The organism is Rhodanobacter sp. FW021-MT20 (genome assembly GCF_041107475.1).
Classification (GTDB): Bacteria; Pseudomonadota; Gammaproteobacteria; order Xanthomonadales; family Rhodanobacteraceae; genus Rhodanobacter_A; species Rhodanobacter_A glycinis.
The window spans coordinates 59,973-75,376 of sequence record NZ_JBGBPX010000017.1; the positions used below are offsets into that span (position 1 = coordinate 59,973).

Here is a 15,404-nt window from a genome sequence, read left to right on the forward strand (position 1 = left end):
GATGCGGTGCGCCGTCACGCCGGCTTGACGACGATCAAGCCCGCATGAACGCACGTGCAACTTTCGCGGCGATTGTCTAGGCAATCCGCATGCGGCTGGCTAGGCTCGTGCGATGACCACACCCATGCCCTCCCTCGCGGTCTCTGCCTGCACGGCCACCTCGGCGCTTGGCCATGGGCTCGACACCCACCGGCAGGCGCTTGAGCAGGGCCGCAGCGGGCTGCGTCCGAATGACATCAGCCAGGCACCGCTGCCGTGCTGGATCGGTCGCGTCGACGGCGTGGAAGACGAACCACTGCCCGCCGCGCTGGCCGACTGGGATTGCCGCAACAACCGACTGGCTTGGCTGGGCCTGCGCCAGGACGGTTTCCTCGACCGCGTGCACGCCGCCCGCACGCGCTACGGCGCCGACCGCATCGCGCTGCTGCTGGGCACCTCCACCGCCAGCATCGGCGCCACCGAGGAAGGTTATCGCCGACTAGATGCATCCGGCCATCTGCCCGACGACTTGCGCCGCCGAGCGATCCATTCGCCGCACTCGCTGACCGACTTCGTCGCTGCTGCGCTGGCGCTGGAAGGGCCGTGCCTCACTGTCTCCACCGCCTGCTCGTCCAGCGCCAAGGTATTCGCCAGCGCGGAGCGGATGATCCGGCTCGGCCTGGTCGATGCGGCCGTGGTCGGTGGGGTGGATACGCTGTGCGACAGCGTGCTGTTCGGTTTCAGTTCGCTGGAACTGATTTCAGCCGAACCGTGCCGCCCGTTCGACGAGACGCGCAACGGCATTTCGATCGGCGAGGCCGCCGGTTTCGCCTTGCTGGAACGCGCCGACGCCGCACCGCAGGCACCGCGACTGCTCGGCTGGGGCGAGTCCAGCGACGCCCACCACATGTCCACACCACATCCGGAGGGCCTGGGCGCCGAACTGGCGATCCGTGAGGCACTGGCCCGTGCCGGACTCGAACCGGCGCAGGTCGATTACATCAACCTGCACGGCACCGCCAGCCACAAGAACGACACGATGGAAGCCCACCTGCTTGCGCGGTTGTTCCCGCCGGCCACGCGCGCCAGTTCCACCAAGGGCTTCACCGGCCACACCCTGGGCGCAGCCGGGATTATCGAGGCCGTCATCGCGCTGCTGGCGATCGAGGGCGGGCTGATCCCCGGCAATCTCGGCGCCCGCGTCCCGGACCCCGCCTGCAGTGCCTCGTTTGCCTGGCACGCCGAGCGCCAGCGCGTCGCGGTGGCGATGAGCAACTCGTTCGGTTTCGGCGGCAACAATGCCTGCCTGGTGTTCGGCCAGGCGCAGGTTTCCCGATGAATGCGCTGAGCGTTTATGTCGAAGGTCTCGGCGTGTGGTCGTCGACGCTGGCCGATATCGACGCATTGCGTGCGCGTCGCGCCGGCGCACCGCCGGCCACGCCCGTCGAGCGTCCACCCGCCTCCCGCCTGTCCGCCGGCGAACGACGACGCGCCTCGGCCAGCGCGTTGCTGGCGGTGGAAGTGGCCGGGCAAGCCGTCGCGATGAGCGGCCGCGCCGCCGACACGCTGGCCTGCGTTTTCGCCTCCGCCTACGGCGACCTGGCGATCACGGATTACCTGTGCGCCACTTTGGCACGTACGCCCGACGAGCTGTCGCCGACGCGCTTCCACCATTCCGTACACAACGCGCCGGCCGGTTACTGGACCATCGCCACCGACTGCCGCGCGCCATCGAGCGCCATCTGCGCCGGCCACGCCACGGCAGGTGCCGGACTGCTGGAAGCGGCCACGCTGGCCTGCGCCGGACAGCAACCAGTGCTGCTGGTGTGCAGCGACATCGCCGGCCACGGCCCGCTGGGCGAGGTCGTCGCCTGCCATCACGATTTCGGTGGTGGCCTAGTGTTGTCGCCCATCCCCGGTCCGGGCAGTCGCGCGCGGCTGGCATTGACGCTTGCACGCACGTCCTGCACTCCGTCTTCACCCCCGATCGATTGCACTAGTGGCATGTCCGACAACCCTTCCGCCGCCTTGCTCCCCCTGCTCGAGTCGCTGCTTGATGCCACTGGCCATGTCACGCTGGCGGCCGCACGCGGGCTCGCGTTGCATGCCCGCGTGGAGCCCATGGCATGAACGAGACGCCGCGCTGGTGCGTGCTGATTCCCTGCCTCAACGAGGCGTCGGCGATCCATGGCGTGGTGCAGTCGGTGCTGGCACTGGGCGTACCCGTGATCGTGGTGGATGACGGCTCGGACGACGACACGCCCCATATCGTCGATGCACTGCCGGTGACCCTGGTACGCCACACCGAACGCCGCGGCAAGGGCGAGGCCCTGCGCAGCGGTTTCCGCGAAGCGTTGCGGCAAGGCTATGAGGCGGTGCTGACGATGGACGGCGATGGCCAGCATCGCGCCGACGACATCCCCCGCATCGTGGCCGCCGCACGCCGCTGGCCCGGCCGGCTGGTGATCGGTGCACGCCTGCGCGACCGTGACCAGCAGCCCAAGGCGCGACGCTTCGCCAATGCCTTTGCCGACTGGGGCATCTCCTGGGCCTGCGCCCAGCCGGTTGCCGACACCCAGAGCGGCCAGCGCTGGTATCCACGCGCCGCCTTGAGCCTGGTCGACCTGCCCGCCGAAGGTTTCGTATTCGAGGCCGCGCTGCTGATCACCGCCTCGCGCGAGCTGGACATGTCGGTGGTCTCGGTGCCGATTGCCTCGCGCTACCAGGGCAACTTCCGGCTCAGCCACTTCCGCCCCGTGCGCGACGTCACGCGCATCACGCTCTACACGATAGGCCGGATCATCCATTACGGCGAAGCCCGTGCCAGCTACCGGCGCTCGCGCAGCTCACCGCAAGTGGCCGATTCCGCCGAACCATCCGCGGCGCGGATCTGCTGAGGCAGTTTCCGGATCAGCCGTACATGGCCGCGGCGCGGCCACTGGCCAGCAGGCGGCCGGCCTGTTCGACGCGAAACGCGTACTGCGCTCCTGCCGTATCGGCGTAAAGGCGTTCGGCATGGACGTCCAGTCGACCGCCGCGTGCATCGACGAAGCCCACTTCAAGTCGCACGTCACGCAGGCTGACCAGCATGCCCGGGCGCACCGCCGCATCGCCTGCGGCACGCGCCAGCAGCGCACCGTGCAAGGCCATCGCCTGCGCCCCGTATTCGGCCAGATGCACCGCATGCAATCCGGCATCGCCACGCAATGGATGATCGGGCCGCGCATGGCTGGTACTGCAGGCGTCAATCGTCGTCGCGTCCCAACTATCCACCACATCGAGCAGGCACATCGCGCCGACGTGGGGCAGCAACTGCGCCCAGTCGTCCCGCTCAAGCCGGTTCATGCGCATCCTCCGGCGCCTGCCAGAAATCGTGGAAATTGAACCAGTTGTACGGATAGGCCTGCGCGTAGTGCTCCAACCGTTCGGCATAGCGTGCGATCAAGCCTTTCAACGCTGCGGCGCGCGCCTGTCGCGACACTTCGACGCGATCGGCGAAGGGCTCGAACACCAACCGGTAACGGTTGCCGCCCAGATACAGGCCGAAGCAAAGCAGTACCGGCACCTGCAATGCGTTCGCCAGCAGCCATGGCCCGATCGGCAAGGGCGCCGGCCGGCCGAGGAAATCGACGCGGCAAAGCTGCTCATGCTCGCGCGCACGATCGGCCAGCAGCGCCACCATCGCGCCTTGCCGGCACGCCTCGGCTGCCGCCAGGGTGATCGCCACCCCGCCCTGGGCGGTATCGATCACGGCAGTGCCCACTTCCGGTGCCAGCGCCTCCAGCATTTCGGTCATCGCCGGGGTTTTCTGCTTGTCCAGCAACACCCGCAGCGGCACGTCCGGCCGCCGCGCGCTGAGGGCGCGCAAGGCCTCGAAACTGCCCTGGTGGGAACCGACCAGCAGCACCCCGCGCCCCTCGGCAATGGCTGCCTCGAGTACGCCCAGCCCCTCGATGCCGATGTCGAAACCGCGTTCGCCGCGGGTCAGCAGGTAGATGCGGTCGAACGAGGTGGTGGCATAGGCATGCAGGTGACGAAACACGTGCCACCAGCGGACGCGGCCGCCCAGCACGCGCTGCAGGTATTGGCGCGAGGCACGCCGCTCGTCGCCCCGGCGCAGCATGAAATACAGCGTGGCCGGATACAGGCACAACCGCCCCAGCCGGCGTCCGCCATGCAATGCGATGGCGCAGATCAGCCCATACGCGGCGCGGCCACCGCCCTCGGGACGTTCACGCCAGTGCCCGCTCACGACACGCCCTCGATCACGCCACGCGCCAGCGCGACACCGTCGCGACGGATCTCGAAACGCAGGCGCCCGGCACGTTCGGCCAGCTCCAGCTCGGCCGTTTCGGCCGGCCTCAACGGCGCCAGGAATTTCGCCTCGACGATGCGTGCCAGCCGCTCACCGCGCCATGCCTGCAATGCCTGCGCCACCTGCTCCAGCAGCCACACGCCGGGCACCAACGGGCGCCCGGGGAAATGACCGGGCAGGCACGGGTGATCTTCAGGCATGCGCAGCGGGGTGCGCCACAACGGCTCGCTCATGGCGCGAACAGGCGCGCCATCACGCCGCGCGCTGCTGCTCGACGTAATCGGACAGGCTGCGCAGGCTGGCGAACACGCGCTGGTTGTCCGGATTGTCCGAACGCAACGCGAAGCCGTAGCGCTTGGAAACCGCCAACGCGATTTCCAGGGCGTCGATCGAATCCAGCCCCAGTTCGCCACTGCCGAACAACGGCGCATCCGGGTCGATTCCGGCCGGGTCGACGCCTTCCAGATTGAGACAATCCACGATCAGGGCAGCCAATTCGTGCTGCGCGGCAGTCTGCTCGGCCATGCGTATTTCGGGACTCCGGATTCATGCAACCGTCCCGTCGGGAACGGGCGCGGAGTGTACCATAGAGGCCTTGTCGTTCCCGGTTAGAAGCAATGGTTCAGGGATGTGAAGACCTGCAGGCTGAGCCCGGCCTGCCCCACGCGCCGCGCGTGTCCTATCGCATGACAGAGGCTGCCGTCGTGCTGGCCGAACCCGGCACGCTGGCCGTGTTCGGTTTCGGTGCCGGCGCACCCTCGGTCGACGATCCGCGCTGGCTGCGCGTGGAACAGGAGCCGTTCGACGCGCCCACGCCGCTGGAACTGTGGCAGGTCGAGGCGGACGTGATCCACGGCCGCGACGGCGACCTGAACTGGTCGTCCGGTGGCGGCTGGCTGTTCGCCGCGATCGAGCCGGACGAGCGCGAACACGGGGGACCGGTGGGTGCCGCACGCTACGCCTATGAGCGCCTGCGCCATTTCGTCGGCGGCCGGGCCGAACACCAGGTACTGCGCATCTGGAACTACATCGGCGCGATCAACCACGGCGACGGCGACCAGGAACGCTACAAGCAGTTCTGCGAGGGTCGCGCACATGGCCAGGGCGACTTCTTCGCCGAGGGCTATCCTGCCGCCACGGCGATCGGCCACGACGGCGCCGAACATCACCTGCAGGTTTACCTGCTGGCTTGCACCCATGCCGGCGAACGGGTGGAAAATCCCCGCCAGGTCAGCGCATGGCACTACCCGCGCCAGTACGGCCGCACCTCGCCCGGCTTCGCCCGCGCGATGACGCTGCCGGCGCAGGACGTGCTGGCGATCTCCGGCACCGCAGCCGTGGTCGGGCATGCCTCCGCCCACGTCGGCGACCTGGAAGCCCAGCTCAATGAAACCCTGACCAACCTCGCCGCCCTGCTCGCCAGCGCCGACATGCCGGCCGGCTTCGACACGCACTCGCCGCTGAAAGCCTATGTGCGCCACCCGGCTGACGCGCCACGCGTGCGCGAAATTCTGCAACAACGCCTGCCCGGCGTACCCGTGCTGATGCTGCACGGCGACGTCTGCCGCAGCGAGCTGCTGGTGGAACTGGACGGCTGGCGTTACGCCTGAGAGCGAGAAGTGAGTGGAAAAGCGAGGAGTAAGAAGTGAGAGAGAGAGCAGAGGCCGTGCCTTGCCGTCTTTCTCTCACTTCTCACTTCTCTACACTCACTTCTGCTTCACCGGCCGGCGCCAGCCGCGCACGGTGGCCTGGCCGCCGCGCGCCAGGGTGAGTTCGCCGGCGGGCGCATCCTTGGTGATGACCGAACCGGCGCCGATGGTGGCCTGGGCACCGATCGTCACCGGCGCCACCAAGGCGCTGTTGGAGCCGATGAAGGCACCGTCTTCGATGCGGGTGACGAACTTGTTCACGCCATCGTAATTGCAGGTGATGGTGCCGGCGCCGACGTTGACCCCGCGACCGATCTCGGCATCGCCCAGGTAGGTGAGGTGGTTGGCCTTGCTGTCGCGACCGATGCGGGTTTTCTTGGTCTCGACGAAGTTGCCCACGTGCACGCCGGCGGCCAGCTCAGTGCCCGGGCGCAAACGCGAGAACGGCCCGATGGTGCACGGACCGTGGGTGACCACGCCTTCCAGATCGCAATGCGCCAGCACCCGGGTGCCCGCGGCCAAGTGCACGTCACACAGGCGGGTGAACGGACCCACGCAGACGTCCTCGCCCAGCACCACGCTGCCTTCCAGGATCACGTCCACGTCCAGCTCCACGTCGCGCCCGGCCTCGACCGAGCCGCGCACGTCCACGCGCGCCGGATCGGCCAGGCGCACGCCGGCTTCCATCAGCTCGCGGGCGGCGCGCTGACGGTAGGCCGCTTCCAGCTCGGCCAGTTGCAATGGATTGTTGGCGCCCGCCGCCTCGGTCGCATCGTCGCTCTCGACACACAACGCCGCCCGGTGTTCGGCCGCAGCCATGCCGAAGACGTCGGTGAGGTAGTACTCGCCCTGCGCGTTGTCGCAACCAAGCCGCTCGATCCAGCGCTTCAGCACCACGGCGTCGGCCGCCAGGATGCCGGTGTTGACCAGGTTCACCGCGCGCTGGCTGTCATCGGCATCCTTCTCTTCCACCACCGCCCGCACGTGGCCATTGCCATCGCGCAGCACCCGGCCATAGCCGTGCGGGTTGTCGACGCGCGTGGCCAGCAAGCTCAGCACCGCATCTGCCTGTACCAGTTGCTGCAGGGTCGGTGCGCGAATCAGCGGCACGTCGCCGTACAGCACCAGCACGCGCGCATCATCGGGGACGCCGCGCAGCGCCTGGCCTACCGCGTGACCGGTGCCGAGCCGTTCGGCCTGCAGCACCCATTGCAGCCCGGGCTGACCATCAAACGCCGCCAGCACCTGATCGCCGCCGTGGCCATAGACCAGATGGATCAGCGCCGGCTGCAGCGCCCGCGCTGCATCGAGTACGTGCGCCAGCAACGGGCGGCCGGCCAACGGCATCAGCACCTTGGCCTTCTTCGATTTCATCCGCTTGCCTTCGCCGGCGGCGAGAACAATGACGTGCAACGGGGCGTGCTTCATGGGTGTCTGCCTTGACCAATTTCAGCCGTTGAGCATAGCAGGCCGATCAGCTGCAGCCAGATGCGCAAGGGGCGCTCAGGAGGCGCTGGTGCTGGTTTGCGGCTTGCCGTCGTGGCAGCTGAAGCGGAATTCGTAAGGCAGGCTGAACGGCTTGAGCACGGTTTCCACCCGGTGCGAATGGCCGTTGGCATCGGCCGCCCAGCGGCTGATGCTCAGCGGCACGAAACGCCATTGCCCGGCTGCGGCGCGCACAGCGGCAGCGAAGGCCGGCGCGACTCCGGCCGCCTTGTCCACGCGTACGTCATCGACCTTGCCGTCGGTACCCACGATCAGCAGCGCGCGCAACCGGATCTCCGGAGGACAAGCGGCCAGCTGTGTCGACGGATAGATCGGGGCCGGATGATCCAGCGGCACGGCTCCGCCGGACACGGCACCCAGCGCCAGCTGGTAGTGCGTCATGTCCGTACCCGGCAGGGCCCGATACGACGATTCGCCCTCATGCGAGGGAGGCGCTACGACCCGCTGACTGGCACAGCCCGCCAACAAGGCAACCAGCACCCCCAACGAACCCATGCGCGCCAACCGGATCATGCCAGCCCCTTCAGCCGTGGTGATGCCGGGAGATTATCAAATTACAAATGTAATCTAAAGGCTTTCGCGTGACACTCGACCGTCGGACACGAATGGCGCTTCGCTGGCGGTTGGTCGTCCTGGGCGCAGGCCACGGGCCGCACCGGGGGGCCATGGACGACTACTGGCTTGAGGAGCGGGGAAGTCGAAGGGCCGCCTGTCCACGCCTGGCGGCGCTTCGAGGGCTACGCTCAGTGCGAACGACTGGGAGAGTACGCACCACTTCCGCCAGACACAGGAACGCCGGCATGACGCCGGCGTTCCGTGGATACCTGACCGCGTGGGAAACCTCAGTGCTTGAGGTTCCGGCGCATGCGCTCCAGCGCCTGCAACTGGGCCAGTGCCTGGGCCAGCTTGGCCTGGGCCTCGCTGACATCGACGGCATCGGTGCGGCTGGAAAGCGCCTCTTCGGCTTCCTTCTTGGCCTTCTGCGCCGAGGCTTCATCGAGCTCGGAGGCACGCGCGGCGGTGTCGGCCAGCACGGTCACCACCTGCGGCTGCACTTCCAGAATGCCGCCGGAAACGTAGAACTGCTGGCGCTCGCCGTTTTCCTGCAGCACGTCCACGTGGCCGGGCTTCAGGCGGGTGATCAGCGGAGCATGGCGGGGCGTGATGCCCAGCTCGCCCACCTCGCCGGTGGCGATCACCATCGTCGCGTCGCCGTGGAAGATCTCGGCTTCGGCGCTGACGATATCGACGCGAATGGTTTGGGTCATGTCATGTCTCGCTTTGCTCGACGGGGTTCGGGACGGGTGCTTCGGGATGCGCGGGATGACGGCTCTCGCATCCCGTCATCCCGGTTCCCGCTGGGTCAGGCCGCCTTCTTGGCGCCCATCTCCTCGCCCTTCTTGATCGCCTCGTCGATGCCGCCGACCATGTAGAACGCCTGCTCCGGCAGATGATCCACGTCGCCTTCCACGATCATCTTGAAGCCGCGGATGGTTTCCTTCAGCGACACGTACTTGCCCGGCGCACCGGTGAACACTTCGGCCACGTGGAACGGCTGGCTGAAGAAGCGCTCGCACTTGCGCGCACGCGCCACGACCTGCTTGTCCTCTTCGGACAGCTCGTCCATGCCCAGGATCGCGATGATGTCCTTGAGTTCCTTGTAACGCTGCAGCATGCCCTGCACCGTGCGCGCCACTTCGTAATGCTCCTGGCCGACGACCTGCGGATCGAGCTGGCGGCTGGTGGAGTCGAGCGGATCGACCGCCGGGTAGATACCCAGCGAGGCGATGTTGCGCGACAGCGTCACCGTGGAATCCAGATGCGCGAAGGTGGTGGCCGGCGACGGGTCGGTCAAGTCATCCGCGGGCACGTACACGGCCTGGATCGAGGTGATCGAGCCGGTCTTGGTGGAGGTGATGCGCTCCTGCAGCACGCCCATTTCCTCGGCCAGGGTCGGCTGGTAACCCACCGCCGACGGCATGCGGCCGAGCAGCGCGGACACTTCGGTACCGGCCAGCGTGTAGCGGTAGATGTTGTCGACGAAGAACAGCACGTCCTTGCCCTTGCCGCTCTCGTCCTTCTGGTCGCGGAAGTACTCGGCCATGGTCAGGCCGGTCAGCGCCACGCGCAGGCGGTTGCCCGGCGGCTCGTTCATCTGGCCGTAGACCATCGCCACCTTGGACTCGGGCAGGTTGTCGATCTTCACGACGCCCGCTTCCTGCATCTCGTGGTAGAAATCGTTGCCTTCGCGGGTACGCTCACCGACGCCGGCGAACACCGACAGACCGGCATGCTGGGTCGCGATGTTGTTGATCAGCTCGAGCATGTTCACGGTCTTGCCCACGCCGGCGCCGCCGAACAGGCCGACCTTGCCGCCCTTGGCGAACGGGCAGACCAGATCGATCACCTTGATGCCGGTTTCCAGCAGGTCGTTGGTCGCGGCCTGCTCGTCGTAGGACGGGGCTTCGCGATGGATCACCCAGCGATCCTTGGCGTCGATCGGACCGACTTCGTCGATCGGGTTGCCGAGCACGTCCATGATGCGGCCGAGCGTGGCGTCGCCCACCGGCACCTTGATGCCTTCGCCGGTGTTGCGCGCAGCCAGACCGCGCTTCAGGCCCTCGGTGGAACCCAGCGCGATGGTGCGCACGATGCCGTCGCCCAGCACCTGCTGCACTTCCAGCGTGATCTCGGTGCCGTCGATCTTCAGCGCGTCATATACCTGCGGCACCTGATCGCGCGCGAACTCGACGTCGATGACCGCGCCGATGATCTGAACAACTTTGCCCTGACTCATGGATGTGCTCCGGATGGATTTCTTAGATTTCTTTAAAAAGCGCCACCGAAGCGTCGCTCTTGTGAAGAGTGTGGCCACGGATGGCCACTTCTTGATCTTGCTCTGCGAGCATGGATGCTCGCACTAAATAAACACCGCAACCTTCAAACCGCCGCGGCGCCACCAACAATTTCACTGATTTCCTGCGTGATCGCTGCCTGGCGCGCCTTGTTGTAGACCAGCGTCAGCGTGTCGATCACCTTGTTCGCGTTGTCCGACGCGCTCTTCATCGCCACCATGCGCGCGGCATGCTCGCTGGCGAGATTCTCCAGCACGCCCTGGTACACCACCGATTCGACGTAGCGACCCAGCACGTGTTCCAGCACGGTCTCAGCGTCGGGCTCGTACAGGTAATCCCACTCGTGCTTCTGTTCCAGCTTCACACCGGCATAAGCGGATTCGCCGGCCGACTCGTGCGCCTCCAGCTCGGCCGCAACCAGCGGCAGCGGCAGCAGCGCGTCGACGGTGGCCTTCTGCGTCATGGTGTTGACGAAGTCGTTGTAGGCCAGGAACACGCGATCCAGGCCGTTCGCCTGGTACGCATCCACCATCACCTTGATCACGCCGACCAGCTGCTCGACCTTCGGTTTCTCACCCAGGTGAGTGACGCTGCCGACCAGGTTGACGCCCTTGATGCGACGGAAGAACTGCGTGGCCTTCTGGCCCACCGCCACCACGTCGACCTGCACGCCCTGACCCTGCCACTCGCGCACCTGGTTCAGCAGGTTGCGGAACAGGTTGGAGTTCAGGCCGCCGCACAGGCCGCGATCGGTGGAAACCACGATGTAGCCCACCCGCGCCACGTTCGGGCGCTCGACCAGGAACGGATGGCTGAATTCGGTGTTGGCCTGCGCCACGTGCGCGATCACCTTGCGCATGTGCCGCGCATAGGGACGCGAAGCCTTCATCAGATCCTGCGCCTTGCGGATCTTCGAGGCCGAGACCATTTCGAGCGCGCGCGTCACCTTGCGCATGTTCTGCGTGCTCTTGATCTTGGTTTTGATTTCGCGTCCGCTTGCCATCTGTCTCGCTCGCTTTGCTTGCTCGGTTCATCGGGAGTCGCCGCGGGATCGTCGTCGATGACGCGCCCTTGGCCGGTCGGCTCCCGAATCCCTGATCCGGGTTACTGGCGACTTACCAGCTGCCGGTCTTCTTGTACTCGTCCAGCGACGCCTTGAAGGTGGCCTCGATGTCCTTGTCCCAGTTGCCGGTGGCGACGATGGTCTTCATCAGCTCGCCGTGGTTCTGGTGCATGAACGCATGCAGGCCGGCCTCGAACGCCAGCACCTTGTTCACCGGCAGGTCGTCGAGATAGCCCTTCTCGGCGGCGTACACCGACAGCGCCAGCTCGGCGATCGACAGCGGCGCGTACTGCTTCTGCTTCATCAGCTCGGTCACGCGCTGGCCACGATCCAGCTGGGCGCGGGTGGCCGGGTCCAGGTCCGAGGCGAACTGCGCGAACGCAGCCAGCTCGCGGAACTGGGCCAGCGACAGCTTCACGCCGCCGGACAGCTTCTTGACGATCTTGGTCTGCGCCGAGCCACCCACGCGCGACACCGAGATACCGGCGTTCACGGCCGGACGGATGCCGGCGTTGAACAGGTCGGTTTCCAGGAAGATCTGGCCGTCGGTGATCGAGATCACGTTGGTCGGCACGAAGGCGGACACGTCGCCGGCCTGGGTTTCGATGATCGGCAGCGCGGTCAGCGAGCCGGTCTTGCCCTTCACTTCGCCGTGGGTGAACTTCTCGACGTACTCCTCGGACACGCGCGCGGCGCGCTCAAGCAGGCGGGAGTGGAGATAGAAGACGTCGCCCGGGTAGGCTTCGCGACCCGGCGGGCGCTTCAGCAGCAGCGAGATCTGGCGGTAGGCCACGGCCTGCTTGGAAAGGTCGTCATAGACGATCAGCGCGTCCATGCCGCGGTCGCGGAAGTACTCGCCCATGGCGCAACCGGCGTACGGCGCGATGTACTGCAGCGCGGCCGACTCGGACGCCGAAGCCACCACCACGATGGTGTTGGCCAGCGCGCCGTTGTCTTCCAGCTTGCGCACCACGTTGGCAATCGACGAGCGCTTCTGCCCGATCGCCACGTAGATGCAGAAGATGCCCGAATCCTTCTGGTTGATGATCGCGTCGATCGCCAGCGCGGTCTTGCCGGTCTGGCGGTCGCCGATGACCAGCTCGCGCTGGCCACGGCCGATCGGGATCATCGAGTCGACCGACTTGTAGCCGGTCTGCACCGGCTGGTCGACGCTCTTGCGCCAGATCACGCCCGGCGCGACCTTCTCGACCGGCGCGTTGAGCTTCGCGCCCAGCGGACCCTTGCCGTCGATCGGGTTGCCCAGCGCATCGACCACGCGGCCGAGCAGCTCCGGACCCACCGGCACTTCCAGCACGCGGCCGGTGGTCTTGGCGGTGTCGCCTTCGCGCAGGTGCTGGTATTCGCCCAGCACCACGGCGCCGACCGAGTCGCGCTCAAGGTTCAGGGCCAGCGCGAACGCGTTGCCCGGCAGCTCGATCATTTCGCCCTGCATCACGTCGGCCAGACCGTGGATGCGCACGATGCCGTCGGACACGCTGATGATGGTGCCTTCGTTGCGGGCCTCCGCGCCGAGCTTGAACTGCTCGATGCGGTTCTTGATCAGTTCACTGATCTCGGACGGATTCAGGGTGGTGCTGGACATGGTGGCTTATCCCGAAAATTTTATTTTCTCAAGAGTCCGACCATGGATGGCCGGTTTTTGCTCTTCGCGAAATGGACTTCGCGTAATACTAAACAGAGAGGAGCGAGTGGCGAGTTGGAGCGGTGGCGTGGATGCAGGCTTTCCACTCGACTCTCACTGCTGCGCACTCTTCATCTGTCTTAATTCATCAATGCGTGGGCCAGGCGTTCCAGACGGCCACGTGCGGAACCATCGATCACTTCGTCGCCGGTATCGACCACCACGCCGCCAAGCAGCTCGGGGTCGACTGAGGTTTCCAGCTCGATCTCGCGCTTGAAGCGACGCTTCAGCGAGGCCTTCAGTTGCTCGGCCTGCGCGGCATCCAGGGCCAGCGCGCTGGTCACCTTGACCAGCAGCTGCGACTCGGATTCGCGCTTGTACTGCTCGAACAACTCCGCCACTTCCGGCAGCAGCGCCATGCGCCGATGCTCGGCCAGCTCGCCCAGAAAACAGGCGAACGGCGCATCGGCGGCCTGGCCTTCCGGCAGGTGCAGCGCAACCAGCTGGCTCGGCTGCACGCGCGGATCGGTGCACAGCCCGGCCACGCGCGAATCGCCCGCCACCGCCGCGGCGAAGGCCAAGGCCTGCGACCACGACGCCAACGAAGCGCTGTCGTGCGCTGCCTCGAAGGCAGCGCGGGCGTACGGACGGGCGAGGGTGATTGCCTGGGCCATCGTCTCAGATCTCGGTCGCGAGCTGGTCGAGCAGCGCCTTGTGCGCCGCCGGGTCGATCTCGCGCTGCACGATCTTGCTGGCACCCTGCATCGCCAGCGCGCCTACGCGCTCACGCAGTTCCGCGCGGGCACGCTGCGCCATCGAGGCAATCTCGTCCTGCGCCAGCGCTTTCTGGCGATCGACTTCGGCCACCGCGTCGGCGCGTGCCTTGTCGATGATCTGATTGGCCTGCTGCTGCGCCTTGTCGATGATCTCGGCGGCCTGCTTGCGTGCCTGGCGGATCTCGCCGGCCACCTTGGCGTCAGCATCCTTCAGCTCGGCATGCGCGCGCTCGGCGGCACCGAGACCTTCGGCGATCTTCAGCTGACGCTCTTCGATGGCCTTGTTGATGTGCGGCCAAATGAAGTGGACGCTGAACCAGATCAGAAAGGCGAACACAATCATTTCGCCAATCAGGGTCGCGTTGAATTCCATCGCTGCGTTACCTGTGCATGCGGATTACAAAGGACGCGGGCGCACATGCGCCCACGCCGGTACGTTGCAACGGGTCGATCAATGACCGGCCGCGGCCTTGCCTGCGGTCTGCAGCACGGTGATCAGCGGGTTGCCGACGGCGAAGTACATGGCCAGCGCCACGCCGATCAGGAACGCGGCGTCGATCAGGCCGGCGAGCAGGAACATGCGGCCCTGCAGCAGCGGCATCAGTTCCGGCTGACGGGCAGCGGCTTCGAGGAACTTCGAACCCATGACGCCGATACCGATACAGGCGCCCAGTGCGCCGAGGCCGATGATCAGGCCGATCGCGATGGCGGTGAGGCCCTGAACTTGAGCGAGATGAGCGATAAGGTCCACGGTGATCTCCTAGGGAAAATGAAAGCGGTTGTAATGGGGTGTTGTTGGGTGAAATCAGTGGTGATCGTGTGCCATCGAGATGTACACGACGGTCAGCACCATGAAGATGAACGCCTGGATCGAGATGATCAGGATATGGAAGATGCTCCACACGGCATAACCGACCAGACCGAGACTGTACAGGGCAATGCCGCCCGCGCTGAACAGGCCCGCGATCAGGATGAAGACCAGCTCGCCGGCGTACATGTTGCCGAACAGTCGCATCGCCAGGCTGACCGGCTTGGACAACATCTCGACGAGATTCAGCGCGAAGTTGGGGAGCCACAGCAGCGGATGCTTGCCGAACGGCGCGGTGAACAGCTCATGCATGTAACCGCCGAAGCCCTTCGCCTTGAAGCTGTAGAAGATCATCAACAGGAAGACGGTGATCGACATGGCGAAGGTCATGTTCAGGTCGGCCGTCGGCACCGCGCGGAAGTGGCTCAGGCCGCACTTCTCGGCGATCAGCGGGATCAGGTCGACCGGCAGCAGATCCATGAAGTTCATCAGGAACACCCAGACGAACACGGTCAGCGCCAGCGGGCCGAGCACGCGGCGATCGCCATGGAACACGTCCTTGACCTGGCCATCGACGAATTCCAGCACCAGCTCCACGAAAGCCTGGCCCTTGCCCGGCACGCCGGCCGTCGCCTTGCGCGCCTTCAACCAGAACCACAGGGAAAACAGCACGCCCAGCGCCAGCGACACGGTGATCGAATCGACATGGACCGTCCACGACCAGAAACCGCCGTGGCTGACATGAGGCAGCGTCAGGAAGGTCAGGTGGTGCTGGATGTATGCGGTAAAACCGCCAGGCTCGCTTGCCATC

The 15,404-nt window shown here is 66.2% G+C and carries 18 protein-coding genes; 4 read left to right on the forward strand and 14 right to left on the reverse strand.

Annotated features, from left to right (window positions below; all coding sequences use genetic code 11):
* Positions 1 to 124 precede the first annotated feature (124 nt).
* From AB7849_RS15985 to AB7849_RS15995, 3 genes are read left to right on the forward strand one after another with little or no spacing between them, the layout of a single operon-like run.
* A complete protein-coding gene (locus AB7849_RS15985) occupies positions 125 to 1,318 on the forward strand; it encodes a beta-ketoacyl-[acyl-carrier-protein] synthase family protein (protein ID WP_008209800.1) in 1,194 nt (397 codons plus the stop codon).
* Entirely contained in the window at positions 1,315 to 2,109 is a 795-nt protein-coding gene (locus AB7849_RS15990) for a beta-ketoacyl synthase chain length factor (protein ID WP_369501387.1), read from the forward strand. Before AB7849_RS15985 ends, AB7849_RS15990 begins: the two co-directional genes overlap by 4 nt.
* A complete protein-coding gene (locus AB7849_RS15995) occupies positions 2,106 to 2,876 on the forward strand; it encodes a glycosyltransferase family 2 protein (RefSeq protein ID WP_008210809.1) in 771 nt (256 codons plus the stop codon). Before AB7849_RS15990 ends, AB7849_RS15995 begins: the two co-directional genes overlap by 4 nt.
* Positions 2,877 to 2,889: 13 nt before the next feature.
* On the opposite strand, the gene AB7849_RS16000 is transcribed toward AB7849_RS15995, so the two are convergent.
* The 4 genes from AB7849_RS16000 to AB7849_RS16015 are packed head-to-tail and all read right to left on the reverse strand — an operon-like array spanning position 2,890 to position 4,819.
* A complete protein-coding gene (locus AB7849_RS16000; RefSeq protein ID WP_008210807.1) occupies positions 2,890 to 3,324 on the reverse strand; it encodes a 3-oxoacyl-ACP reductase in 435 nt (144 codons plus the stop codon).
* Positions 3,311 to 4,231 carry an LpxL/LpxP family acyltransferase gene (locus tag AB7849_RS16005; protein ID WP_008210805.1) on the reverse strand — a complete coding sequence of 307 codons (921 nt, stop codon included), beginning with the start codon at positions 4,229 to 4,231 and terminating at the stop codon, positions 3,311 to 3,313. Before AB7849_RS16005 ends, AB7849_RS16000 begins: the two co-directional genes overlap by 14 nt.
* A complete protein-coding gene (locus AB7849_RS16010) occupies positions 4,228 to 4,527 on the reverse strand; it encodes a hydroxymyristoyl-ACP dehydratase (protein ID WP_008210803.1) in 300 nt (99 codons plus the stop codon). The genes AB7849_RS16005 and AB7849_RS16010 overlap by 4 nt, the downstream gene beginning before the upstream one ends.
* Positions 4,528 to 4,546: 19 nt before the next feature.
* Complete coding sequence (locus AB7849_RS16015; RefSeq protein WP_008210801.1) at positions 4,547 to 4,819, reverse strand: phosphopantetheine-binding protein; 273 nt, start codon at positions 4,817 to 4,819, stop codon at positions 4,547 to 4,549.
* 92 nt (positions 4,820 to 4,911) lie between these two features.
* Between AB7849_RS16015 and AB7849_RS16020 the strand changes: the two genes are divergently transcribed.
* Complete coding sequence (locus AB7849_RS16020) at positions 4,912 to 5,904, forward strand: pteridine-dependent deoxygenase (protein ID WP_008210799.1); 993 nt, start codon at positions 4,912 to 4,914, stop codon at positions 5,902 to 5,904.
* 96 nt (positions 5,905 to 6,000) lie between these two features.
* On the opposite strand, the gene glmU is transcribed toward AB7849_RS16020, so the two are convergent.
* The 10 genes from glmU to atpB all read right to left on the reverse strand — a co-directional run bounded on the left by glmU (position 6,001) and on the right by atpB (position 15,403).
* A complete protein-coding gene (gene glmU, locus AB7849_RS16025) occupies positions 6,001 to 7,371 on the reverse strand; it encodes a bifunctional UDP-N-acetylglucosamine diphosphorylase/glucosamine-1-phosphate N-acetyltransferase GlmU (RefSeq protein WP_369501388.1) in 1,371 nt (456 codons plus the stop codon).
* Between the two features lie 75 nt (positions 7,372 to 7,446).
* Positions 7,447 to 7,830: a hypothetical protein gene (locus AB7849_RS16030; RefSeq protein ID WP_237711958.1), complete on the reverse strand. Its 384-nt coding sequence runs from the start codon at positions 7,828 to 7,830 to the stop codon at positions 7,447 to 7,449.
* Between the two features lie 461 nt (positions 7,831 to 8,291).
* Positions 8,292 to 8,717 carry a F0F1 ATP synthase subunit epsilon gene (locus AB7849_RS16035; protein WP_008216924.1) on the reverse strand — a complete coding sequence of 142 codons (426 nt, stop codon included), beginning with the start codon at positions 8,715 to 8,717 and terminating at the stop codon, positions 8,292 to 8,294.
* Positions 8,718 to 8,812: 95 nt separating this feature from the next.
* The gene (gene atpD / locus AB7849_RS16040) at positions 8,813 to 10,246 is read right to left on the reverse strand and encodes a F0F1 ATP synthase subunit beta (RefSeq protein ID WP_092702696.1); all 1,434 of its coding nucleotides are present in this window, start codon (positions 10,244 to 10,246) and stop codon (positions 8,813 to 8,815) included.
* Positions 10,247 to 10,389: 143 nt separating this feature from the next.
* Positions 10,390 to 11,307 (reverse strand): F0F1 ATP synthase subunit gamma, encoded by a 918-nt coding sequence (gene atpG / locus AB7849_RS16045; RefSeq protein WP_008216921.1) that lies wholly within the window; start codon positions 11,305 to 11,307, stop codon positions 10,390 to 10,392.
* A 112-nt stretch (positions 11,308 to 11,419) separates the two neighbouring features.
* Entirely contained in the window at positions 11,420 to 12,970 is a 1,551-nt protein-coding gene (gene atpA, locus AB7849_RS16050) for a F0F1 ATP synthase subunit alpha (RefSeq protein WP_008216920.1), read from the reverse strand.
* A 179-nt stretch (positions 12,971 to 13,149) separates the two neighbouring features.
* Positions 13,150 to 13,683, reverse strand: coding sequence for a F0F1 ATP synthase subunit delta (locus tag AB7849_RS16055; protein WP_008216919.1), 534 nt, complete (start codon positions 13,681 to 13,683; stop codon positions 13,150 to 13,152).
* A gap of 4 nt (positions 13,684 to 13,687) precedes the next feature.
* The gene (locus AB7849_RS16060; RefSeq protein ID WP_008216918.1) at positions 13,688 to 14,158 is read right to left on the reverse strand and encodes a F0F1 ATP synthase subunit B; all 471 of its coding nucleotides are present in this window, start codon (positions 14,156 to 14,158) and stop codon (positions 13,688 to 13,690) included.
* 78 nt (positions 14,159 to 14,236) lie between these two features.
* Positions 14,237 to 14,536, reverse strand: coding sequence for a F0F1 ATP synthase subunit C (gene atpE, locus AB7849_RS16065; protein ID WP_008216917.1), 300 nt, complete (start codon positions 14,534 to 14,536; stop codon positions 14,237 to 14,239).
* A 54-nt stretch (positions 14,537 to 14,590) separates the two neighbouring features.
* Positions 14,591 to 15,403 carry a F0F1 ATP synthase subunit A gene (gene atpB / locus AB7849_RS16070; RefSeq protein ID WP_008216916.1) on the reverse strand — a complete coding sequence of 271 codons (813 nt, stop codon included), beginning with the start codon at positions 15,401 to 15,403 and terminating at the stop codon, positions 14,591 to 14,593.
* Position 15,404 lies beyond the last annotated feature (1 nt).